The following is a 24,570-nucleotide window of genomic DNA, read 5'->3' as shown; positions in this document are numbered from 1 at the left end:
ATGAGCCAATTTGATTCAAATTCTTTTTTAAAAACAGTCCCACATAAACCGGGTATTTATCAAATGTTTAATGATAAAGAAACGATTATTTATGTGGGAAAGGCCAAAGATCTTAATAATCGACTAAAAAGCTACTTTAATAACAGCAAAAAAACATTAAAAACGGATATGCTAGTCAGCCATATCCATCGTATCGAATTCACAATTACCAATACCGAAACAGAAGCATTGCTGCTTGAACAAACTTATATAAAAAAATATCAACCTAGATACAATGTACTTTTAAAAGATGATAAAAGTTATCCATTTATAAAACTAAGCAAAGAACTTCATCCACAACTTTCACTTTATCGGGGAGCGATAAATCGAAAAAAAGATGAGTTTTTTGGGCCTTATCCAAGTGGATACGCAGTAAAACAAATATTAACTTTATTACAAAAAACATTTCCGATAAGGCAGTGCTTAAATTCAACCTATCGCAATCGAACACGCCCTTGTCTACAATACCAAATTAAACGTTGCCTAGGCCCTTGTGTGCCGGGTTTAGTCAGTGATGAAGATTACCTTGAACAAGTTAACTATGTTAGATTATTTTTATCTGGTCAATCAGATCAAATACTACAAAAAATAACTAAAGATATGCAAAAAGCTAGTAGCGAACTTAACTTTGAAAAAGCAACGATCTTGCGTGATCAACTTCAAGCAATAAAACACATTAATGAAAAACAAGCGATATACAACAATAATGATAATCTTGATGTCATCGGTTTTCATTATGAGTTAGGCTTAGCTTGTATCTATGTACTATTTATTCGTAACGGACAAACTTTTGGTCATCGCTCATACTTTCCTAAAGTACCATCAAATACAGAACTAGAAGAAGTTATAGAAACTTTTTTAGGTCAATTTTATCTACAAGGTAATCAGAATAGAAATATTCCTAGAAAAGTTTTACTCAATTTTTCGTTATCAGATAAACAACCAATGGAAGATACACTGTCACTTATTGCAGAACATCAAGTTAAACTAATTGATGAGCCTAAAGGAGATAATCTTAAATTACTCAATATAGCAACAGTGAATGCTCAAACTGAAGTTAAAAATAAATTATTAGAAAACTCAACAATAAAACAGAGATATGACGCATTAAAATCTTTTTTGGGAATCGATAAAATTAACCGAATGGAATGCTTTGATATCAGCCACTTTATGGGCAAAAATACCATTGCATCTTGTGTTGTGTTTGACGACAAAGGACCAGTTAAATCTGAATTTCGTCGTTATAATATTACCGACATCACACCTGGCGATGATTATGCCGCAATGAAACAAGTCTTAACACGCCGTTATAGTAAAAAAGATCTACCTGATGGCAAAGTTCCAGATATTATTTTTATCGACGGTGGTAAAGGGCAACTTAATCAAGCTCTAAAGGTATTTGAACAATTAGAGGTAAATTGGAACAAAAATCATCCTATACTAATTGGTGTTGCTAAAGGTGCTGATCGTAAAGAAGGATTAGAAACCCTCTTTTTTGAAGCCCATGGCATAGGATATTATCTTGATGATCACTCCCCTGCGCTATTACTCATTCAACAAATTCGTAATGCATCGCACGATCACGCTATTGTTGGACAACGCAAAAAAGGGACAAAACAACTTACTGACAGTGCCCTAGAACATATTGAAGGCATTGGTTCTAAAAGACGTCAAGCACTATTAAAACATTTTGGCGGATTAAGAGGATTAAAAAATGCCAGTGTTGACGAAATAGCACAAGTACAAGGCATATCTAAGTCATTAGCAGAAAAAATTTACCTAAATTTAAAGCAATAGCACATTGAAAAAATAATGTATTTCAGGCAACATAAACGCCAATAAAATACTATTTTTTTACTAATCATTAATGTATTGATTAATAAAGCAAAAAAAAGAGCTTATGTCACATGAAAATTAATTTTCCAACAACCTTAACATTATTTCGAATTATTTTAATCCCTTTTTTTGTGTTGGCATTTTATTTATTTCCTTATGAATGGTCTGGTTTTTTTTCTGCATTAGTTTTTTTAATTGCAGCAGTGACTGATGTATTAGATGGTTATCTTGCTCGTCGTTTAGGTCAAACTACGAAGTTTGGTGCCTTTTTGGATCCCGTCGCTGACAAAATTATGGTAACGATTGCATTAGTTTTAATTACGCAATATTACCAAGCGTGGTGGATCTCAATCCCTGCAATTATTATTGTTTCTCGTGAAATAATCATATCAGCTCTGCGTGAATGGATGGCCGAAATTGGTAAACGTAACAGTGTTGCTGTTTCATCAATTGGCAAAATCAAAACAATTGTACAAATGACAGCGTTAACTTGGCTGCTTTGGCGACCTTGTGATATGGTCATTTACGCAGGACTTGCTGCCTTATTTATTGCAACATTCTTAACCTTATTATCAATGTTACAATATTTATGGATAGCACACAGTGATCTACTTGATGAAGAATAACTTTTTTTAAAGTATTTTTTACATAAAGTATTTAATTAAAAAATAACACTTTTTATTGTATAAAATTAAAAATAATCTGTTTTAAATATAAAATAAGTCAAACATTGAGCAATTAAACAATTAATTTAAAATTTTTATTGACTGCAAGGATAAGATAGGTAAAATGCACACCATTCAAAGCGCAGTTACTTTTAGTAATTTGTTTTGAGCCCGGGTGGTGAAATCGGTAGACACAAGGGATTTAAAATCCCTCGGCCTTTTTGGCCGTGCGAGTTCAAGTCTCGCCCCGGGCACCACTAATAAACGCCTCTCATGCGGGAATAGCTCAGTTGGTAGAGCACGACCTTGCCAAGGTCGGGGTCGCGAGTTCGAACCTCGTTTCCCGCTCCAATTTCATAGTTTAGTATATAAAAACTTTAAATATCATGAACTCACTAAACTCCTACAAAATTTTCCTGGCGAATATATCGACAAAATAACATTCTTCCCAAAAACGATCTAGACACATTAGGGCTGTATGCTTTTGTTAATGAATTTAATCAAATTGGGGGTAACGATGATGCCTTTGAGCATAAAACAGAGGTTACATTTCAGGTTGGTAGGAAAGGAAATATAAAATTTAATCTTTCCTCTTTTGAAAAGTGCAAAGAATTTTACATTAACAATTCAGAATTCCTTAGATGATATATTTTAAAAAATAATAAAATCAATGTCATTCCTAAATATTTTTATAGGTAAAATAGCGAATTACACTGGCTACGTGAGATTTATACTAAAAATGGGGGTATTTGTTTTTTCTTAACTTACGTTAATATTTTTAAAAAATTTTTATTAAAATTTAGGTCTAGCTATTCAACAAAAGCAGACCTAACTAAATAATTTATAGAAACTATTAAACTAATTCAGAGATAATATTACGAGCTTGCTCAAAAAAACGTTGATAATGATCTTCATCAACATTCTCAAGACCAATTGTGTTATAAAGAAAATCAATTTTTATATCACTAACTTGTAGATAATGCATGCCTTTCATAACATAATCAGTCATATGTTGTTCCCAACCATATTCCAAAAAGCCAGCTTTTGTACCACCAACTAGTGCAACAAATCTGATTTTTTCAACTTTTAACTTAGATCCTTCTCCATACGCTAAACCATAGTTCCATACTCGTTCAAAATACCCTTTCAATATTGCAGGAAAACTATACCACCAAACAGGAAAGACTATTACTATAGTATCTTTATTATTAAGTTCTGCAAACAAACGACGAACTTCTGCAGAGTATTGCTTTGTAGGGTTTTCCCATTCAGGTTCATCTTCTTCTCGTAAAACAGGATCAAAATTACAACGATAAAGATCTAAGTTTGTGACCTCAATTCCTTGCTTTATTGCCTGATTATTCATTTCTTTAACAATATTTGCAGTTAATGAATCCTCTCGAGGATTAGCCCATATGATATATAAATTATTTGTTTTCATTAAATTCTCCCTACCAAAGTACAAATTATGAATTTACAGAACGTTTTTTATTCTGTAAAGTGACTTATTTGGCATTATTTAATGAAGAATTTTCACTAATGAAATTGAAATTTGCTGATTTTACAGTATTTATTGCAGTAGCTCGCTACAAAAATTTTCGTGCAGCAGGAAATGCATTAGGTTTATCGCCCTCTGCTATTAGCCACGCCATTAAACAATTAGAACAGCGACTTAAGGTTCAAGTTTTTAAGCGCACAACACGTAGTGTATCGCTAACTGAAGTTGGGTTTACTCTTTATGAACGTTTAAGACCAGCCTTTGATGAAATAGAGACAATATTAGATGAAGTAAACCATTTTCGTAAAACACCAATGGGGACATTAAAAATTAATACGGCCCCTATATTTTCTCGTTTAGTACTGATACCGATTGTTGCTGGATTTACTCGTCAATTTCCAGATATTAGAGTCGAAATTTCAACCGAGGATCAATTAATTGATATTGTACAACATGAATTCGATGCAGGGATACGTTTACATACTACAGTTGAAAATGATATGGTCACCATACCTATTGGTCCAAAAATAAAAATGTGTGTAGTGGCTACTCCAAATTATTTCACTCATTATCCGATTCCAACTCACCCATATGATTTAAGTATTCACAAAAGTATTGTTTTTCGATACAAAAGTGGCAGAACTTATCTTTGGGAATTTGAAAAATCCAATGAAAAAATAGAAGTTATGCCAAAAGGTAATATTATACTTGATGATATGGACTCAGCATTAAAAGCAGCATTATGTAATATGGGGATTTGCTATACCAGTTATGAACAAGCAAAATCTTATCTGGAAAGTGGAGAATTGATTTCAGTTCTTGAATCATGGTTACCTATAAGACCTAGCTTACAACTTTACTATCCACGTAATCAATATATTAGCCATAGTCTGCGTACATTTGTTGATTACATTAAAAATTTATAATAATAAATGATATATCAACACTTTTTAGTAAAAAAAGATAAGGTTATTGATTTTTTGTGTATCAATATACCTTTAAAGTACACGCTAATTATTTCATTTTAACCTAACAATATTATTAACTATTGATGTATCGATCTAAATATCAATAGTGGTAGCGTTTTTGAATAAAATTAAATAAGTAAAAATGGTTAAATATAACGTTGTGTTTTACTTTGGTACTTGCTAATACTCAAAACAATAAGATACTTTTGTAAAAATTTGAATGATAAACATTTTTTGTAAACAAACCTTCAATGCCTTGCAATAAATATGTTTATCGGATGTATTAACAAAAATACCAAAGAATGCTTAATTATTTATATACTGAAAACCATCATGATGAATCAAATAACGTAACACCCATTGAATATAAAACACGAAAATAAAGAGTATAATTTTCTACGTGAAATTTGTACTAAAAATGGGGTATTTGAAGGCTATTATGTAAATAAAATCATAAAAATAAAAACTTCAATAAAATCAATACCTTTCCTGACGAGTTTTTTATAAAAAGTAAGAAGTGTGTAATAAGTAATAAAAATGCCCTTGTTTAAGTCAAATAAAACAAGAGCATTGATACTTAGTCTTTATTTATTAGGCAACACCAGGAACGGTGAAATCCATAATAAGCAGTAAAGTTGGCAAAATAAAGATAGATAAAACCGTTGATGCAAAGAAAATGCTCGAAGCTTGTTCTTGCTCGACATTCCAATTATAAGCCAAAATCACCGCTGTTGATGCTGTTGGCATGGCTAATAGGAATACTAACTCTTCTGCTTCCATACCTGTAATACCAAATAAGTACACTGAAATAAGCGCAACGACTGGTGTAATAAAGCTTTTTAAAACCACGTTGATCATTAATGGTTTAGATAATTTTAACTGAACTCCGTGAATTCCCACTCCCACAGCAATAAGCGAAATAAAGTTACAAGCGTTAGACATAATGTCAAAAGTATTAAATACAAAATGTGGTAACCATTTAGTACCATCGGTAACACTTACAATTAACCCTAAAATAACGGCCAAAAACATGGGTTTCATGAGTGAGTTTTTTACTGCACTAAAGATCATATCACCAGTAACTTTACCACCAGATAATTTAGTATCACATAATTCTAATAAAAAAATTGTCATCGGAATTAGTGATAATGCAACAACAAAATTAGCAATAGCAACCGAAATAGTAGATGCTGCCCCAAGCATTAACGTCAAAAAAGGGACTCCCATTCCGCCCATATTAGGAAAGCAACACAACATGGCATTCATCGCTGTTGATTTTAACTCTTTATGCAAAATGTATTTATTGGTTAGAAAACAAATTATCCATAAAAATGACATAGTGCAGAAAAAAGCGATCATCCAAATACCATTAAATATCTGCGATGGTTTAGCGTGAGACGTATGCACAAAAAGCAACGCAGGAAAAACAAAATTTGATACTAACCCTGATAATAATTTTTTAGAATCTTTTGTGAAAATGCCTTTTTGTACACATAACCAACCAAGAAAGATTAGTAAAAAGACCGGAAGACAAGAACTTACAACTTGCCCAACTGCAGACCAGATTAGATTCATTTTTTTAAAACTCCTAAAATAATATTACTTAAAAGACAAATTCGGTAATGGTCGGTAACTTAAGATTAGAGATTATATTTATAGACCGAGCTAAAATAAGTAGGTACAAAATCGAATATATTTTATTACATGTAAAACGACATTCTTCTTTGTTATAAATTGATATTATTAAATACTATTTCGCACTTACTATGATTATTACTATGTTTAATAAAAGACATTCTTAATTATAAAGTCGTTGTTATATTCAAATATAAAATAGTGTCACTTCGGTTCATTATACTTATTCTTATAGACCTTGTGTGAAGCAAGATCTACAAACAACCTTTAAAAAACAAAAAAACATAGAAATTTGGCTTAATATCAGTAAAAAAAATGGTTTATTTCTTTAAAAAACAAACAAATAAATAAAGTAAAAAACGAATGTTAAAGTATGGTAAAAATTAAAATGTCATTAAAATTACCTAAATAATAGCTCTTATTACATTTTATTTGTTATAATCGCCACTATAATTATGGTTAATTATTTGATTTAAATTGTTTATATTAAATTATCGCTATAAAAATATTTTTCTGATATTTATATAATGAAGGTAAAAATAGAAAATACTATATAAAAATTTGTTTAAAAATAATCAATAAATAATCAATACAATGTAAATCATTTATGTCACATTGTAAAATGCGCAATGCAATTTAAGTTAATTCTAACTTAAAACGTTCTATTTATTTTTATCAAAACCCTCCTCTTTTATTATATTGATTAAAAGATATTATGATCCCATATTGACAATTGAACTACGAAATCGTTTTAAAGCAATTAAAAAGAATACAGTACCAATTGCCAATAACCACGCAAACGAAGTCCAAACCACACTTAAACCAGCGCCACGATAGAGTATCGCCTGCCCTAATTCAACAAAGTGCGTTGTTGGTGCAAACATCATAATATTTTGAACTATTTCGGGCATACTTTCTCGTGGTGTACTGCCACCTGATAGCATTTGGAGTGGCAATAAAACTAAAATAAGTAACATTGCAAATTGGGCGGTTGATTTAGCAACGGTTGCCATGAAGATTCCAAGTGACGTTGTCACGAACAAGTGCAATGCCGCCCCTATTAAAAACAAGCTGACCGAACCAGCAATAGGCACATTTAACCAGCTATGAACAACCAGTAACAATGCAATCCAAGTTGATATTAAAACAACAAGCCCCATTGACCATACTTTTGATATCATAATTTCAAATGGTTTGACAGGCATAGCAAGCAGGTGATCAATCGTTCCATGTTCCCGCTCTTTCATTAAAGCAGCACCGGTTAAGATGATCGAGAGTGTTGTGACTATATTGATGATTTCCATTACCGAACCAAACCAAGAACGCGTTAAATTAGGGTTAAACGCGGTATGCATTTGTATGTTAACAGGCAAATTTGTGGTTTTACTGTAACGATTGACATATTCAGTCACTTCGCCTGTAATAATTTGCATTATGTAGCCATTACCAACAAATGCCTGCCCCATCCTTGTTGCGTCAATGTTGAGTTGAATTTCAGGGCTTTGGTTATTGAGCACATCGCGCTGAAAATTAGGAGGAATATTCAACGCAAACGTGTATTTATCAGTATCCATTCCACGATCGACATCATTCATTGAATATAATTTAACAGGAGTATTGAACATTGGTGGATAAAAAGCTGCAATAATTTGCGTTGATAAGGGGGAGTTGTCTTCATCAACAACAGCAATTGATGCATGATGTAACGAATCAGACGTTGCTGTTGCGGCAATATAGATATCAAAGGTAAAGCAATAGACTATTAATAACAACATGATAGGATCACGCAGTAATCCCCAAAGTTCTTTAATGCCTAAGCGATAAATATTAATTAAACTTTGCATAATACCTACCCTTCTTGCTTTTTAAGAAGAAAAATACTAGCACCAAGCACAATTGGTATTGTTACCAATAAAATAAATATCGAATTATGCAAATCCATAAAGCCGAGTGCTTTGTTAAATACGCCACGAGCAATAATTAGCATATGCGTTGTTGGATAGATTTCACCAATATAACGACCACTACCTTCTAGTGATGCAACGGGATTTAACAGTCCTGAAAATTGAATAGCGGGTAGCATTGTTCCCACGCAAGTTAAAAAGATAACCGCAATTTGGCTACGCGTGATCGTTGACGCCAATAAGCCAAAGCCAGTAGAAATAATACAATAAGCAAATGCAGCAAGGCACAATGTAAATAAGCTACCTTTTACTGGCACGCCAAAAATGGTGATTGCCATAAATAGCAATAATAAAAAGCTAAACATGGAAATAACAATATAAGGTACTTGTTTACCTAACAAAAATTCAGCTTTTGTGACTGGTGTTACATATAAGTTGATAATCGATCCCATCTCTTTTTCACGCACGACTGATAACGCTGCTAACATTGACGGAATCATTAATAATAAAATAGGAATAACCGCTGGCACCATAGATGGTAAGCTTTTGATATCAGGGTTATAACGATAGCGTGTTTCTATATTTGCTAAGCTAGTGGATGACTTTCCTGTTACTTCTTTTACTTTTTCGCTTAGCCAAGCAAGGTGCATACCTTGTACATAACCTTTGATTGTTTCTGCCCTTAGTGGCATAGCACCATCAATCCAAATAGCAATATCAACAGGATCACCACGTTGTATATCTCGTCCAAAATTAGGAGGGATTTCTATCGCTAAGGCAATATCATTACTCCGTAATCGGGCGTCCATGTCGTTATAATCAGTGATAGCGTTTTTTTCAATAAAATAGCGTTTAGAACCAGATAAATTAAGCGTATAATTTTGGCTGATGATACTTTGATCACGATCAAGCACTGCAAAACTGAGATCTTCAACATCCATAGTAATACCGTACCCCATTACCAACATTAAAATTGCGGAACCTAATAATGCTAATAATGCTCGTAATGGATCGCGTGATAATTCAAGTGTTTCACGCCATAAGCAGCCTATCATGCGTGTAAAACTAAATCCTTGAAGGTGATTTTTTTGTGATGTTTCAATAGCGTTATTGGTTATGACTTTTGGAGATTCAGTTATTTGTTCTTCAGTGTGACTATCATCAGCGCCAGCATCAACAAGATAACGAATAAACGCGTCTTCTAGTGTTTTTGCCTTTTTAGCGCTGATAATATTATCAGGTGTATCACTTGCTAACACTTTACCTGCATGCATTAACGAAATCCTATCGCACCTTGCAGCTTCATTCATAAAGTGAGTTGTAATAAATACGGTGACTTTGTCTTTTCTAGACAATTCAATGATCAAACGCCAAAAGTCATCTCGAGCAATGGGGTCAACCCCAGATGTTGGTTCATCAAGGATGAGGATTTGTGGATTATGCACCACTGCAACTGACAATGAAAGCCGCTGTTTTACCCCTAAAGGTAAACTATCGGGCAAGTTTTGTGCATCTTGCTCTAAACCAAAGCGTTTAAGCAATTCGTCAATACGCTCAGGTATTTTACTTTCCTCAATACCAAACAAACGTGCATGTAAAACTAAATTCTGTTTTACAGTTAACTCACTATATAAAGAAAAGGCTTGAGACATATAGCCTAAATGGCGCCTAACGTTTATATCACTAGCATCAACAGGTTTACCAAATAGCCACGCTTCACCTGATGAAATCGGTAATAAACCCGTTAACATTTTCATGGTAGTTGATTTACCACAACCATTTGATCCTAAAAAACCAAATATTTCGCCCTGCTTAATTGAAAAATTGACATGATCAACCGCAATAAAATTACCAAACTGTTTGGTTAAGTCTTTTGCTTCTATTGCTATTTGCAAATCTGTATTAAGGTCTAACGGTGGAATTTCGACAGTTTGATAACCTTGCTTGGCATTTTCAGGCATTAACTCGATAAAGGCGTCGTCTAAATTGTCTTTTTTGGTTTTAGCTAGTAATGAACTTGGTGTACCAGTTTCAAGAATTTTACCACCATACATCGCAACCAACCAATCAAAGTTTTGTGCCTCATCCATATAGGCCGTTGCCACAATTACACTCATTTGTGGTCTTTGTTTACGAATCTTGTTGATTAACTGCCAAAATTGCGCTCGGGAAAGAGGATCAACCCCTGTGGTTGGTTCATCTAAAATCAATAGATCAGGATCATGAATTAACGCCGAACATAAGCTTACTTTTTGCTTCATCCCACCCGACAAACGCCCTGCCGGTCTTGATAAAAAAGGGTAAAGACCAGTACTATGCGTTAATTCGTCAATACGACGGCGACGCTCTGCAGCATCATTGCCAAATAAACGAGCAAAAAACTGTAAATTTTCTTCAACAGATAAAGTTGGATAAAGATTTTTGCCTAATCCTTGCGGCATATAGGCAATGCGTGTACAGACATTTTTGCGGTGTGATTTGTCTTTCATATCGCCGTCTAAGACATACACTAAACCGTCTTGAATAACATGAGCTCCCGCAATTAGCGATAATAAACTAGATTTACCCACCCCATCAGGCCCAATAAAACCCACCATACATCGTGGAGGGATGGCTAAATTAATATTATTAAGTGCACAGTTTTTTTTGTAATGCAGTGTGACATTGCTTACTTTTACCACAGCATCATCAATGGATTTAGCTTCATTTAATAAAACTAAATCCTTATTGTCTGAATCTGACATATGCTATCTCCAATTATTCGGTCGGACATTTTGCAATATCAGATAAGCCATCTGGCCATGGCGTTTTAGGATCAAGTTTAACCCAAGCCACACCCGGTAAACCAGTTTTAACTTGAGCTATATAACATTTTAATAATTCAGGGCTTAGTTGCGCTTTAACTCTAAACATCAGCTTTTGACGTTCATCTTTTATTTCAACTGTTTTGGGTGTAAATTGCGCAACACTTGAAACAAACGAAATCTTGGCTGAAATGGCTTTATCTGGTAACGCATCTAAAATAAGTCTAACTTCGTCACCAATAGCCACTTTACCAGCCACCGTTTCTGGCAAAAAGAAAGTCAAATAGACATCATAAAGATTTACTAAATTTAAAACCTTACCACCAGATGGTAAAACCTCGCCTAACTGTGCAATACGATACTGAATACGTCCATCAACAGGAGCAACTAAAGTACTGTCATCAATATCAGCTTGAATTTGTTTTATATTTGCACTGGCAACATTGATAGCTGCTTTAGCACTATCAACACCGGCCTGAGCAACGGCAATTGCAGCATCTGCTGCTGTAACTTGCGATTTTGCAGAATCTAACGCCGCTTTAGCGTTATTAAATTTGGCGGTATCATCATCGAATTGTTGTATAGATAATGCGCCTTTTTGATAAAGTGTGCGAGTCCGTTGTAAATGCTTAGAAGCAATATCTAAATCGCTTTCACGCTGACTTACACCGGCTTGGGCTGCAACTTTATCGCTCATTTTTAACGCGACTTGTGCTTGGGCGCTTGTTTCATTACTTATTGCTTGCCCATATTGTGCTTGCGCTTCATTTAATTGAGCTTGTAAGGTATCGGTTTGCATAACAACAAGTTGTTGCCCTGCTTTAACAAAATCGCCCTCATTAACGTTAATTTTTTCTATTCTGCCAGCTAATTTTGTCGAAATATTGATTTCGGTCGCTTCAATACGTCCATTGCCACTGACAAAGTCCGCACCATATCCGTCTGTTTTAAATTGTTGCCATAAAATAAAAATGATAGCGACAATAACGACTGTAATAATAATCCCTTTTCTGCTTATTTGTTTCATGAATAACACCTTATATTTTAAAGTGATTTATAACAAAGCTTAACGAAATAACAAATCGTTATAGGCTATAATTGTATTGATTAAATAATATCAAATGTTTATGGCAAATAATATCTGTTCATAAAACAATCGCAATAAAAGCTAAAAAATTAAGCTAGATGGTTTTATATTTTATTTATAGATTTGAAATTAATAACATCATTATATTATGCAATAAAGCTGATATGCTCATTGCAAATTGATAAGTTATTTATAATAAAAGACTTATTATTTTATATTTTCAAATAATTTATTAACAATATAAGGATGTAAAATAGCAACGGGTAACATATATAATTTCCCCCAGATATTGTGATTTTTAACTGATGCAATTAAATATACTGTATTTTTACTTATGTCATTACCTTTATCTACAACACGAATACAAACACAAACATCTAAATGGCAATCTTTTACAACTAATGTCAATTTATCGTTGGTTTCCTCTGTTATGGTAAAAAAATCGGCCATATTGCTTTCGTCTGGTTGATGCTTATCTTCCGCAGAACTATCAAATCCATTAATCGCTTTGACACCGATTAATTTCACTAAACAATCCCTTATTTTAAAGAGTATTTTTAGCCATCTAGGTTGATAAGATGTCATCATTTTATAAGCTTCATAGGCTGTCAATTTTTTAGAAATATCTTTTTTTTGACAATCTAAATAATCGATTTCTTCTGCAATAAAGCTTACATTATCAGGTAATGTTTGCCGTACTTTTATAATATTGTTTTGTTTATTTTTCATATAATTATTCCCCTTCCTCCTATTATATAAAATGCTTATCTAAAACATGAATAAAAATCATAAAAAAACACCACATTCAACAAATTTAGTAGTCAATTTAAGTCATAATCATCTAACTATGCATTAGTTAATCTACATATTGAATACTATCAAAACATAAAACATTAATTGAAACAACATGATTATTTATATGCAAAAAATAATGTAAATGCTATGCTTGTAGCCTTATAAAAGACATATCTTCAATTTATCATTTAAAGGTGATGTTTATGGTGCTTCCCTCTTTTTTAACGCTTTACAATGAGCTTATCTCGACTCCAACAATCAGTAATGTCACGAACGAAGAATTAGATTATTCAAACCAACCACTTATTGAAAAACTAGCCACTTGGTTTGAAGATTTAGGTTTTACGGTTGATATTCAACCAGTTCCTAATACTCGCCACAAATTCAATATGCTAGCCACTTATTCCAATAGCGAAAATACAACACAAGGCGGGTTATTGTTAAGCGGACACAGTGACACCGTTCCGTTTGACGAAGGACAATGGACTAAAGAACCCTTTAAACTAACCGAAGAAAATAACAAACTATATGGACTTGGCACCGCTGATATGAAAGGTTTTTTTGCCTTTATTTTAGATGCGCTACGCGATATTGACCTTAAAACACTCAATAAACCGATTTATGTTCTTGCAACTGCCGATGAAGAAACATCCATGGCAGGCGCAGCATTTTTTGCCAAAAATACCAAATTACAACCTGACTGCACTATTATTGGTGAACCCACTTCGTTAATTCCTATACGAGCTCATAAGGGGTTTATCTCTAATTCAATTAAAGTGATCGGCAAATCAGGACATTCAAGTGACCCCGATAAAGGCATTAATGCTATTGAAGTAATGAATTTAGTTATTGAACGCTTATTGATACTCAAACAAAAATTTAAAGAACAATATCACAACGACGGATTCAGTGTACCTTACCCTACCCTAAATTTAGGTGTTATTCACGGCGGTGACGCTGCCAATCGTATTTGCGGTTGTTGTGAACTGGTGATTGATATTCGTGTATTACCCGATAACGATGTTGATTCACTGTATCATGCACTTTGCGAAGCGCTACAACCCGTTATGGATAAATACCCAAATCGAATTGCTATTGAATATGAAGTCGCCCCAATTCCCGGTTATGAGTGTAAAAAAGATCACCCCGTATTACAGCATATTGAAACGTTAGTCGGTCATAGTGCACAAACAGTTAATTACAGCACTGAAGCACCATACTTAAATCAAATTGCCCCAACAATTGTATTGGGTCCGGGTTCAATTGAGCAAGCACACCAACCCGATGAGTTTATTTCAATGGACTTTCTAAAACCGACTAAAACAGCAATAGAACAATTGATTAAGGATTTCTGCCTTTAGCTTTAGATACTAAATTATGCAAACGCCGACAATGTCGGCGAAAAGACAAAATAGCTTAAATAGTGAATGTTGAAAAATCGGTAGCAATTTCAGTGTTAGCAAAAATACTTCTTGCTTCGTTAACTAATTTATTATTATCATCCAAACTATATCTAGGACTAATATGCGTCATAATAAGTCGCTTAGCATTGGCTTGTTTAGCAATAGTTGCAGCATGAATGGTTGTCGAGTGCCCGCGTTCGATTGCTTTGTCTTCTAGTGCATTTTCTTGCGTTGCTTCATGAACAAGCAAATCCACACCGTTAGCAAGCGTAATTGATGTTTGACAAGGTATGGTATCTCCTAAAATAGCTAATTTTTTACCTTTTTTCATTTTACTTTGATAATCAACACCACGAATAATGCGCCCATCATCTAAAGTTACTGTTTTACCATTTTTTAGATCATTATAATAAGAACCAATCTGAATGTTGTCTTGCTTTAATTTATCAATATCAAGCTGAGCTGGCAGATCTTTTTCAATAATACGATAGCCAAAACACGGCACGCGATGTTGTAATAATTTGGCTTCCACTCGGAACCGTTCATCTTCAAAAACTGTGCTGTCTTGTTCAAGCTCAACAATATTAAGAGTATAAGTTAACCAAGAGTAGCTAATTTCGATCACAGTTTCGATAAATTGCTTAACCCCTTTCGGGGCAATCAAGGTTAATGGCGATTGATTTTGCATCAAAGAACGCGTAGTTAATACACCAGGTAAACCAAACAAATGATCGCCATGCAAATGCGTTAAAAAAATAACCTCGAGTTTGGCAAGGCTGAATTTGGCTTTTTGCATTTGCATTTGAGTTGACTCACCACAATCAAAAAGCCATAGTCCATGTTGCTCTTGCCTAAGATCTAGCAGCATACTACTGACATTGCGTTGCGCAGTTGGAGACCCAGCGCTTGTCCCTAAAAAAGTTAAATTCATAACGACCTAAATATTTTTACGTTCGATGGTTTGTTCACCCCAAAACAGTTTATCAGCTTTTGTTTTGGCAAAAGCACGTTTTAAGACTTCATCACTACCTTCTGACCAAATTTGTTCAGCAAGCACTTCATCATGATTAGCTAGTTCAAAAATCGCCTCGGCAATTTCTATTGATGTGTCACGAACTGTTGCCCAAGCACGGATATCATGCATATCTTTTCTGGTTGAGTTCATTTTTTTACTCCTTTATGATGGGATTAAGTGTAAAATAAACCTAATTGAAGAAAATTACAATAGGTTACTTTTTATGCTTACCGTGATATCACCCGCTAAAACACTTGATTACCAAAGCCCGTTAACTACTAAACAAAACACCTTGCCCCAATTTATGCACCAATCTGAAAACCTAATTGAAGACTGCAAAAAGCTAAGTTCTAAAGATTTAGCTACATTAATGTCAATTAGCCCCAAATTGGCCGAACTTAACTATGAACGCTTTCAAACCTGGCATCGTGATTTTAATCTTGAAAACGCAAGGCAAGCTATACTTGCTTTTAAAGGTGATGTTTACGAAGGATTGCATGTTGAAGATTTTACTCATAAAGAGCTCGAATTTGCACAAAACCATTTACGCATACTGTCAGGGCTTTACGGCATATTAAGACCACTAGATTTAATTCAACCTTACCGTTTAGAAATGGGGATACGGTTAAAAAATGGTAATAACAGCAATCTTTATCAATTTTGGGGGGACCAATTAACCAACCATTTAAACGGTGAGCTGACTAAGTCAAAAAATCGAACCCTAATTAATTTAGCATCAAATGAATATTTCAAAGTGATTAAAACTAAACAACTAAACGCTAACATCATTCAACCGATCTTTTTAGATCAAAGTAAAAATACCTATAAAGTTATTAGTTTTTATGCCAAAAAAGCGCGTGGACTTATGAGTCGATACATTATAAAAAATAGCATTGAAAATAGTGATGATATTAAAAGTTTTAATCTAGAGGGCTATCAGTTTGATTCTAAACGATCAACTGACTTAGAATGGTACTTCATTCGTAATCACAAATAAAAGAATAAAAAATAGCAATGGAATTTTTGACCACATTATGGGCACAGTTTTTATCCACTCTGCCCTTATTTGTATTGATTTTATTAGGTTTTTCAGCGGTTAAATTAGGTCACTGGCAAAAAACAGTAACCGATAGCTTAACCAAATTTACCTTTTATATTGCGTTTCCGATTATGCTATTTCAGATCATGAGTCACTTTTCTGAACAGTCACAGATCGATATAAACGTGTTACTTGTCTTTTTTGGGGCTTCGTTTGTTGTCTTTGCATTTGGTTGTCTAATTGCGTCAAAGTTATTTAAATTAAATGGTTCAGAAAGTACGCTTTTTGCTATGGGAGGAATTTATACTAATACTGTATTTGTTGGTATCCCTATTATCAAAATGCTACTTGGCGACAAAGCCATTCCCATTGTTGCTATTATTGTTATATTCAACGCGCTCATTTTATGGACACTCGCTACGGTATCAATTGAATTTGTTCAAATGGGGAAATTTTCCGGACAAAGCTTCATCAAAGCATTAAAGAACATATCCAAAAACCCTATAATTCTTGGTATATTTGTTGGAATTGTAGTGAACTATATACAATTACCTATGCCAAAATTCATCAATCAATCAACCAAAATGGTTAGCGATATGACAGCGCCACTTTCGCTCATTGTGCTAGGAATGGGACTGGCAGAATACAAAATTCGCGATAAACTTCTAGTAACAACGGCGATTTGTTCATTAAAATTGGTCATATTACCCATAGCAACTTATATTTTAGGCAAATTAATCGGCTTACCAACATTAGAATTACAAGTAGTCGTATTACTCAGTTCAGTATCAATTGCGATAAATTGTTATATGATGGCACGGCAATTTCAGGTGTTACAAGGTCCAATTGCTTCGAGTTTGTTAATATCAACGGCACTGTCTTCTATCACAACGCCGTTAATTTTATCAATTATGACGCATTTACCTTAAGGCGGGCAAATTAATGTGCGACACGTTTTGTGATTTTGTAGTGCAGCAACAATGCCAAAACAATAACAATACTACCCAATAAAAAACGTAACCAATCAATGGATTGGTGCCAAATTACAACATTTACTAAAATCCCCGTTGGGATAACCACATTATTCATAATTGCCAAAGTCCCCGAATCGACTTTGGTTGCGCCAAAATTCCATAAAAAATAACATAAACCTGATGCAATAACACCAAGCCAAACAATAATGCCCCATTGTAAATTAGTCGTGGGTAATTTTGACCAATCGCCAAATAACCCCCACCCCAAAGCAGCAACAATTACCGCACCAAAATAAACCCATGCAAAAGCTTGATGCTGTGGCATTGGGTAAATTTCCATAATCCTTTTATACCCTACTTGTCCTAAAGCAAAAACAATATTAGCCCCTTGGATCAATAAAAAGCCGATAACAAAATCACGGCTAATATAGTCATAACGAATAATTGCCGCTCCAATTACCGCAATAATAGCAGTAAACAGATAACTCATTCTAAGTCGATGACCTTGCAATAAATCATAAATAACCGTGACATAAATTGGTGTAAAAATAGTAAATAACAACACTTCAGGTACTGAAATATATTGAAAGGAATTATAATAAAAAAAGTACATAATCCCCAATTGACAAGCCCCAACACCCATTAAAAGAAACATCTGTTTAAAATTAATATTTTTAAAACGTAAAAATGGAATAAATGTTACAAAAGCCAACAACACGCGCATTACTACAGCAAACCAAGTATCCACCTGTCCACTTAAATAAACAGCAATAAAACTAAACGAAAAAGACCAAACAATCGTTACAAAAATAAGGTAAACCATAATTAATTCATATAAACAATGACAAATGGAATGCATCGTATCAATTCACTTAACAGTTGTAAACTTTACTCAAAAAGAATGTCTTATCATTCAATCAAATTTGAGCATCACTTCATTATTAATAAACTGGATAAACCCTATCGTTAAGTTGGTATTCTTGCTCAATTTGGGCTAGCTCCTCTTTTGAACCAGCTTTCGAGGCTTTGTCTAATCCTTCAATTTGTCTTGAGGTAACTTTACGACGTGGTTCAACATCCATAAAACTTTTGGCATCGTCTCGGCTGTAATCTATATATCTTAAACCCGCTTTATTTAATGGCCTGTCCGTTTCATACTCCATAAAATGGCTGATCCAATCCCAAGCATAAGTAAATAATCGGTTGATTTTATCAATATAGATATATTCAATCACTTCGTCGCTATTTGGCTTACAAGCTACACCATATAAAGTATAATCTTCAAAGCTACCACCTTTAGGATTGACGATTGTTGAACCTTGTAATACTGCATGAAAGTCCGCCCAATCATAGACTTTAATTTGATATTTTTTTAAATCTTTAAATGCTCTGAATGGCAACCAAAATGTTGACATCCATTTTATTGCCACTGCTTCGTAAAGATACACTTTACCTGTTTTACGATTAAAGCGAATCGGATTGCTAAAAGGAGAAAAATAAGCAAAAAGAAAATTGAATAGAGAGTGATAACAAATAGTGCTAAGCACAGTGAGCATTAAAAATGAGACCAAAGACATCCACCATAAAAATTCGATTCCTAGCCAAAAATGAAAAAACAACATAAAAAGAACTAAATTAAAATATAACATTAAAAAAAATGTAACACTTGTCGCACCAATTTTTCTATAACGATAAATTTCGAGATAATTATCATTAGCACAAGCTATGTAGTTTGCTTCACTGATAATGCCTGCTCCACTGGTTTTACTTAGGTCTCTTTTCCAGCCTGATAGTTGCGGTTGATAGCGTGATGGCATATTTTTGTTCCTTATTTGATTGTTTTTTTATTATTATTCCCTTTATTAATAAACAGGATAGACAGTATCACTCAGTTGGTACTCTTGCTCAATTTGGGCTAGCTCCTCTTTTGAACCGACTTTCGAGGCTTTGTCTAATCCTTCAATTTGTCTTGAGGTGACTTTACGACGCGGTTCAACATCCATAAAACTTTTGGCATCGTCTCGGCTGTAATATATATATCTTAAACCCGCTTTATTTAATGGCCTGTCCGTTCCATACTCCATAAAATGGCTGATCCAATCCCAAGCATAAGCTAATTGATTAGTTTCACCAATTTGGATATATTCAATCACTTCGTTACTATTTGGTTTACAAGCTACGCCAAACAATATATGGAGTTCAATTGTACCACCACTAGCAAAGGCACCTGTTGAACTTTGTAATACCGCATGAAAGTCTACCCAATCATAAACTTTGATTTGATATTTTTTTAAATCCTTAAATGCACTAAATGGTAACCAAAATGTTGACATCCATTTTTTTGCCACTGCTTCGTAAAGATACACTTTACCTGTTTTACGATTAAAGCGAATCGGACGGCTAAAAGGAGCAAAATAGGCAAAAAGAAAATTGAATAGAGAGTGATAACAAATAGTGCTAAGCACAGTGAGCATTAAAAATGAGACCAAAGACATCCACCATAAAAATTCGATTCCTAGCCAAAAATGAAAAAACAACATAAAAAGAACTAAATTAAAATATAACATTAAAAAAAATGTAACACTTGTCGCACCAATTTTTCTATAACGATAAATTTCGAGATAATTATCATTAGCACAAGCTATATAGTTTGCTTCACTGATAATGCCTGCTCCACTGGTTTTACTTAGGTCTCTTTTCCAGCCTGATAGTTGCGGTTGATAGCGTGATGGCATATTTTTGTTCCTTATTTGATTGTTTTTTTATTATTATTCCCTTTATTAATAAACAGGATAGACAGTATCACTCAGTTGGTACTCTTGCTCAATTTGGGCTAGCTCCTCTTTTGAACCGGCTTTCGAGGCTTTGTCTAATCCTTCAATTTGTCTTGAGGTAACTTTACGACGTGGTTCAACATCCATAAAACTTTTGGCATCGTCTCGGCTGTAATATATATATCTTAAACCCGCTTTATTTAATGGCCTGTCCGTTCCATACTCCATAAAATGGCTGATCCAATCCCAAGCATAAGCTAATTGATTAGTTTCACCAATTTGGATATATTCAATCACTTCGTTACTATTTGGTTTACAAGCTACGCCAAACAACATATGGTGTTCAATTGTACCACCACTAGCAAAGGCACCTGTTGAACTTTGTAATACCGCATGAAAGTCTGCCCAATCATAAACTTTGATTTGATATTTTTTTAAATCCTTAAATGCACTAAATGGTAACCAAAATGTTGACATCCATTTTTTTGCCACTGTTTCGTAAAGATACACTTTACCTGTTTTACGGTTAAAGCGAATCGGATTGCTAAAAGGAGCAAAATAGGCAAAAAGAAAATTGAATAGAGTCTGATAAATAATGACACTTATTATTATAATTATACAAAATACTCCAATCCCCATCACCCATAAATATCTTTTTACAAATAAAATGTGAAAAAAAGTAGAAATAAGTATAAAATCAGCAAAAACCATTAAAATCAATATAAAACTTACTCCAATCAGTTTTCTATAACGATAAATTTCGAGATAATTATCATTAGCACAAGCTATATAGTTTGCTTCACTGATAATGCCCGATCCACTGGTTTTACTAAGGTCTTTACTCCAGCCTGATAGTTGCGGTTGATAACGCGATGGCATGTTTACTCCTTATTGTTTGATTTTTATTAGCCTAGCAAATTTTTCCCTTCAAATTCATAATATTGCTCAATAGGTTGTGATTTTTCTATTTTATCACCATTAATAATATCAGGTTTTTTATAGACAATTTTTATTGCAAATAGCAGTTTAGGGATTATTTCTTGGCGAATTTCAGCCAATTTTATTCTAAAAATTAGTGTTGACAGTGATTGTGTAACTTTTTTTAAAGTCTCATCACTGTTATCTATTTCCCCAACATTAGATTGATATTTATGAAATTTACCTTTTTTATTCGTTAAAATTATAGCAGGTAAATCCAGTAACGGACCAAAGCCATTTTCCAATGGTTTAATATCAAATTCTTTTTTAGCGCAGTTGTGGCTCAAAAATAACTTTGCCTTAAACGAGGATTTTGATTTATCTATAATAGTAATTTCAATATCTAAATTATCACTTTCTATATTAAAATCCTGTATCGTCATATTGAGATAAAGTGAAAAATGAGAAAAACCAAAATTGTCTGTATTACTTTCAGATATAGAGAAAGGAATACCTCCAATCTGAGGGCTATTATATATTAATTCTGAATTTTCATCAGGAGCCATTAAAGATAACTCTACCGATAAACCTGATACCAACACAGAAAAATCATTTAGTGCTTGAGCCAAACCTGCTTCAGTTAATGCATAACGGCAATGATCAATACCAAAACCACAACGAGCAAACCAACGTTCTAAATTGCTACGCTCAAATAACGTGGAAACATAAATAATAATCACACCAGCAACGGTAACAATAACCCCCACTATTGGTACCATCTCTGCTGAAAGCATTAAAGTCGTTAATTTTAATGTCATAAGCGCACCAACTATTATGGTTAAACCTCCAACAATTTTGGAAATACCTGCAATACCATCGTTCTCATTAAAAAGTAAATCCCCCCCTTTTAAAATCTCTATCGCGCCATCAACTATTGCTAATATACCAAGTCCTTTACTGACAAAATTTAGCATTTTTTCTGTAACATCAAATACTTGTTTCATACCATGGGCAAATTTCAATTTTGGTGATGTTAGTCGGCTTTCACCATAAGGATGACGCGTTAAAAAGTTAGTCACTTTAAATGCGGTCATACCTGTTGCCATTTTGATAATATGCCCACCAACTTCAGCGGCCATACCTGAAATAGCAAGAAACCCTGAACTTATATCATAAGCTAAAAAGGCTTTTTTTATTGGATCGGTCTCTTTTTGGATTTCTTCCAGATTATTTTTAAATGCATTTAGCGTAAAATGAATCATTACTACATTTAAAAAGCATTTTGCTAAACCGCTGACAACAATTTTTTGGTTTTCAGTTTGAACATGATATATTTTTTTCGATTCTTCTAATTCTTTTAATAGCGATTGTTGTAAATCGTCGCCATTTGCCATCACCGAAATTTCAATTTTTTTCGGGACACTCTTGGCAAAATAAGTAATTAGCAAATTAAAATTACCACCATAAACATCAGCAACAAATCAAAGATCCTCAAACAGGTTTTATTATGGCATAATGTGCGCCAATTCATATTTCCGCGATTTCGCTCAAAGGCTAATTATTACTTGTGAGTGGAATGCATGTTAAAGAGAGTAAATTCTAGTGTTAAGTACAAATAACATCACAATGCAATTTGGCAGTAAGCCATTATTTGAAAATATCTCTGTTAAATTTGGTAATGGCAATCGTTATGGTTTAATTGGCGCCAATGGCAGTGGTAAATCGACTTTTATGAAAATTATTGGTGGTGATTTAGCCCCAACCTCTGGCAATGTGGCTTTAGATCCGCATGAAAGACTAGGTAAATTACGCCAAGACCAATTTGCTTTTGAAGAGTTCACGGTACTTGATACGGTAATTATGGGACATACCGAATTATGGCAAATCAAACAGGAACGTGATCGCATCTACTCTCTTCCTGAAATGAGCGAAGAAGACGGCTTTAAAGTGGCTGATTTAGAAACTCAATACGCCGAAATGGATGGCTATAGCGCCGAAGCACGCGCAGGTGAATTATTATTAGGCGTTGGTATTCCAATTGAACAACACTATGGTTTAATGAGCGAAGTTGCCCCTGGTTGGAAACTGCGTGTATTATTGGCACAAGCCCTATTTTCAAATCCTGATATATTATTGCTTGATGAACCAACCAATAACTTAGATATTGATACAATCCGCTGGTTAGAAGACACCCTAAATCAACGTGAAAGTACCATGATCATCATTTCGCATGACCGCCATTTTTTAAATATGGTCTGCACGCATATGGCCGATATGGATTATGGCGAGCTTCGCATCTATCCTGGTAACTATGATGATTATATGACAGCATCAACCCAAGCAAGAGAGCGCTTATTAGCAGATAACGCCAAAAAGAAAGCACAAATTAGTGAACTACAATCCTTTGTTAGCCGCTTTAGTGCCAATGCCTCTAAATCAAAACAAGCAACATCGCGAGCAAGGCAAATTGAAAAAATCAAATTAGAAGAAGTCAAGGCCTCTAGCCGTCAAAATCCATTTATTCGTTTTGAGCAAGATAAAAAACTATTCCGTAATGCGCTTGTTGTTGAAAACCTGACCAAAGGTTTTGATAATGGTCCACTATTTAAAAATTTAAATCTAATGGTCGAAGTGGGCGAAAAAGTCGCTATTTTAGGGACTAACGGTATTGGTAAATCCACATTATTAAAAACCCTAATGGGGGAATTAACACCAGAACAAGGCGACATAAAATGGTCTGAAAACGCCAATATTGGTTATTACGCACAAGATCATGAATATGAATTTGACGGAGACCTTACCGTATTTGACTGGATGAGCCAATGGAAGCAGCCAACCGATGACGAGCAAGCCGTACGTAGTATTTTGGGTCGATTGCTGTTTTCGCAAGATGACATAAAAAAACAGGTCAAAGTGCTATCAGGTGGTGAAAAGGGCCGTATGTTATTTGGTAAATTAATGATGCAGCGCCCCAATATTATTGTTATGGATGAACCAACCAATCATTTAGATATGGAATCGATTGAATCACTTAATATGGCATTAGAGCTTTATCAAGGCACACTATTTTTTGTTTCACACGATCGTGAATTTGTTAGTTCATTGGCAACACGCATTGTTGAAATCACACCTGAAAAAGTCATTGATTACACAGGTAATTATGAAGATTACTTGCGTAGCCAAGGGATTGAATAATTAGCCACTCTAGTGGCTATT

The 24,570-nt window shown here is 34.0% G+C and carries 20 protein-coding genes and 2 tRNA genes; 9 read left to right on the top strand and 13 right to left on the bottom strand.

Annotated elements, in window-relative coordinates; all coding sequences use genetic code 11:
* The 4 genes from uvrC (at nt 1) to GQ596_RS01180 (ending at nt 2,891) form a co-directional block, all read left to right on the top strand.
* A complete protein-coding gene (gene uvrC, locus GQ596_RS01195; RefSeq protein WP_160399864.1) occupies nt 1–1,836 on the top strand; it encodes an excinuclease ABC subunit UvrC in 1,836 nt (611 codons plus the stop codon).
* A 110-nt stretch (nt 1,837–1,946) separates the two neighbouring features.
* Nucleotides 1,947–2,501, top strand: a complete 555-nt coding sequence (pgsA, locus tag GQ596_RS01190; protein WP_160399863.1) for a CDP-diacylglycerol--glycerol-3-phosphate 3-phosphatidyltransferase — start codon at nt 1,947–1,949, stop codon at nt 2,499–2,501.
* 208 nt (nt 2,502–2,709) lie between these two features.
* Nucleotides 2,710–2,797: transfer RNA gene (locus tag GQ596_RS01185), tRNA-Leu, on the top strand.
* A gap of 18 nt (nt 2,798–2,815) precedes the next feature.
* Nucleotides 2,816–2,891, top strand: a tRNA-Gly gene (locus tag GQ596_RS01180).
* A gap of 502 nt (nt 2,892–3,393) precedes the next feature.
* Here the strand turns inward: GQ596_RS01180 and GQ596_RS01175 are convergent.
* Nucleotides 3,394–3,981 (bottom strand): NAD(P)H oxidoreductase, encoded by a 588-nt coding sequence (locus GQ596_RS01175; RefSeq protein ID WP_160399862.1) that lies wholly within the window; start codon nt 3,979–3,981, stop codon nt 3,394–3,396.
* Between the two features lie 98 nt (nt 3,982–4,079).
* On the opposite strand from GQ596_RS01175, the gene GQ596_RS01170 reads away from it, so the two are divergent.
* The gene (locus tag GQ596_RS01170; protein ID WP_160399954.1) at nt 4,080–4,964 is read left to right on the top strand and encodes a LysR family transcriptional regulator; all 885 of its coding nucleotides are present in this window, start codon (nt 4,080–4,082) and stop codon (nt 4,962–4,964) included.
* Between the two features lie 633 nt (nt 4,965–5,597).
* Here GQ596_RS01170 and GQ596_RS01165 read toward each other — a convergent pair.
* The 5 genes from GQ596_RS01165 to GQ596_RS01145 all read right to left on the bottom strand — a co-directional run bounded on the left by GQ596_RS01165 (nt 5,598) and on the right by GQ596_RS01145 (nt 13,165).
* Nucleotides 5,598–6,581 (bottom strand): AEC family transporter, encoded by a 984-nt coding sequence (locus GQ596_RS01165; RefSeq protein WP_160399861.1) that lies wholly within the window; start codon nt 6,579–6,581, stop codon nt 5,598–5,600.
* 773 nt (nt 6,582–7,354) lie between these two features.
* The gene (locus GQ596_RS01160; protein ID WP_160399860.1) at nt 7,355–8,485 is read right to left on the bottom strand and encodes an ABC transporter permease; all 1,131 of its coding nucleotides are present in this window, start codon (nt 8,483–8,485) and stop codon (nt 7,355–7,357) included.
* Nucleotides 8,486–8,490: 5 nt separating this feature from the next.
* Nucleotides 8,491–11,289, bottom strand: a complete 2,799-nt coding sequence (rbbA, locus tag GQ596_RS01155; protein ID WP_160399859.1) for a ribosome-associated ATPase/putative transporter RbbA — start codon at nt 11,287–11,289, stop codon at nt 8,491–8,493.
* A gap of 13 nt (nt 11,290–11,302) precedes the next feature.
* A complete protein-coding gene (locus GQ596_RS01150) occupies nt 11,303–12,376 on the bottom strand; it encodes an HlyD family secretion protein (protein ID WP_160399858.1) in 1,074 nt (357 codons plus the stop codon).
* 267 nt (nt 12,377–12,643) lie between these two features.
* Nucleotides 12,644–13,165, bottom strand: coding sequence for a DUF2867 domain-containing protein (locus tag GQ596_RS01145; protein ID WP_091124885.1), 522 nt, complete (start codon nt 13,163–13,165; stop codon nt 12,644–12,646).
* Nucleotides 13,166–13,428: 263 nt separating this feature from the next.
* On the opposite strand from GQ596_RS01145, the gene argE reads away from it, so the two are divergent.
* A complete protein-coding gene (argE, locus tag GQ596_RS01140; RefSeq protein WP_160399857.1) occupies nt 13,429–14,592 on the top strand; it encodes an acetylornithine deacetylase in 1,164 nt (387 codons plus the stop codon).
* Between the two features lie 55 nt (nt 14,593–14,647).
* On the opposite strand, the gene rnz is transcribed toward argE, so the two are convergent.
* Together rnz and GQ596_RS01130 are read right to left on the bottom strand one after the other, a co-directional pair.
* Nucleotides 14,648–15,565 carry a ribonuclease Z gene (gene rnz, locus GQ596_RS01135; protein ID WP_160399856.1) on the bottom strand — a complete coding sequence of 306 codons (918 nt, stop codon included), beginning with the start codon at nt 15,563–15,565 and terminating at the stop codon, nt 14,648–14,650.
* A 6-nt stretch (nt 15,566–15,571) separates the two neighbouring features.
* Nucleotides 15,572–15,799, bottom strand: coding sequence for a YccJ family protein (locus tag GQ596_RS01130; RefSeq protein ID WP_160399855.1), 228 nt, complete (start codon nt 15,797–15,799; stop codon nt 15,572–15,574).
* A gap of 73 nt (nt 15,800–15,872) precedes the next feature.
* Between GQ596_RS01130 and yaaA the strand changes: the two genes are divergently transcribed.
* Together yaaA and GQ596_RS01120 are read left to right on the top strand one after the other, a co-directional pair.
* The gene (yaaA, locus tag GQ596_RS01125; protein WP_160399854.1) at nt 15,873–16,646 is read left to right on the top strand and encodes a peroxide stress protein YaaA; all 774 of its coding nucleotides are present in this window, start codon (nt 15,873–15,875) and stop codon (nt 16,644–16,646) included.
* Nucleotides 16,647–16,672: 26 nt separating this feature from the next.
* Nucleotides 16,673–17,617 (top strand): AEC family transporter, encoded by a 945-nt coding sequence (locus GQ596_RS01120; RefSeq protein WP_160399853.1) that lies wholly within the window; start codon nt 16,673–16,675, stop codon nt 17,615–17,617.
* 10 nt (nt 17,618–17,627) lie between these two features.
* On the opposite strand, the gene GQ596_RS01115 is transcribed toward GQ596_RS01120, so the two are convergent.
* From GQ596_RS01115 to GQ596_RS01095, 5 genes are all read right to left on the bottom strand, one after another.
* Nucleotides 17,628–18,485 carry a carboxylate/amino acid/amine transporter gene (locus tag GQ596_RS01115; protein WP_160399852.1) on the bottom strand — a complete coding sequence of 286 codons (858 nt, stop codon included), beginning with the start codon at nt 18,483–18,485 and terminating at the stop codon, nt 17,628–17,630.
* A 118-nt stretch (nt 18,486–18,603) separates the two neighbouring features.
* A complete protein-coding gene (locus tag GQ596_RS01110) occupies nt 18,604–19,479 on the bottom strand; it encodes a DUF6708 domain-containing protein (protein WP_160399851.1) in 876 nt (291 codons plus the stop codon).
* A gap of 45 nt (nt 19,480–19,524) precedes the next feature.
* Nucleotides 19,525–20,397 carry a DUF6708 domain-containing protein gene (locus GQ596_RS01105; RefSeq protein WP_160399850.1) on the bottom strand — a complete coding sequence of 291 codons (873 nt, stop codon included), beginning with the start codon at nt 20,395–20,397 and terminating at the stop codon, nt 19,525–19,527.
* A 45-nt stretch (nt 20,398–20,442) separates the two neighbouring features.
* Complete coding sequence (locus GQ596_RS01100) at nt 20,443–21,315, bottom strand: DUF6708 domain-containing protein (protein ID WP_160399849.1); 873 nt, start codon at nt 21,313–21,315, stop codon at nt 20,443–20,445.
* Between the two features lie 26 nt (nt 21,316–21,341).
* On the bottom strand, nt 21,342–22,748 hold the full coding sequence (locus tag GQ596_RS01095; protein WP_160399848.1) for a hypothetical protein: 1,407 nt from the start codon (nt 22,746–22,748) through the stop codon (nt 21,342–21,344).
* Nucleotides 22,749–22,956: 208 nt separating this feature from the next.
* Between GQ596_RS01095 and GQ596_RS01090 the strand changes: the two genes are divergently transcribed.
* Nucleotides 22,957–24,549: an ABC-F family ATPase gene (locus GQ596_RS01090; RefSeq protein WP_160399847.1), complete on the top strand. Its 1,593-nt coding sequence runs from the start codon at nt 22,957–22,959 to the stop codon at nt 24,547–24,549.
* Nucleotides 24,550–24,570 lie beyond the last annotated feature (21 nt).

The sequence above is a fragment of the Gilliamella sp. Pra-s60 genome (genome assembly GCF_009795755.1).
Classification (GTDB): Bacteria; Pseudomonadota; Gammaproteobacteria; order Enterobacterales; family Orbaceae; genus Gilliamella.
Note: the sequence above shows the minus strand (reverse complement) of the source record. Positions and strands in the feature narration are given on the sequence as shown.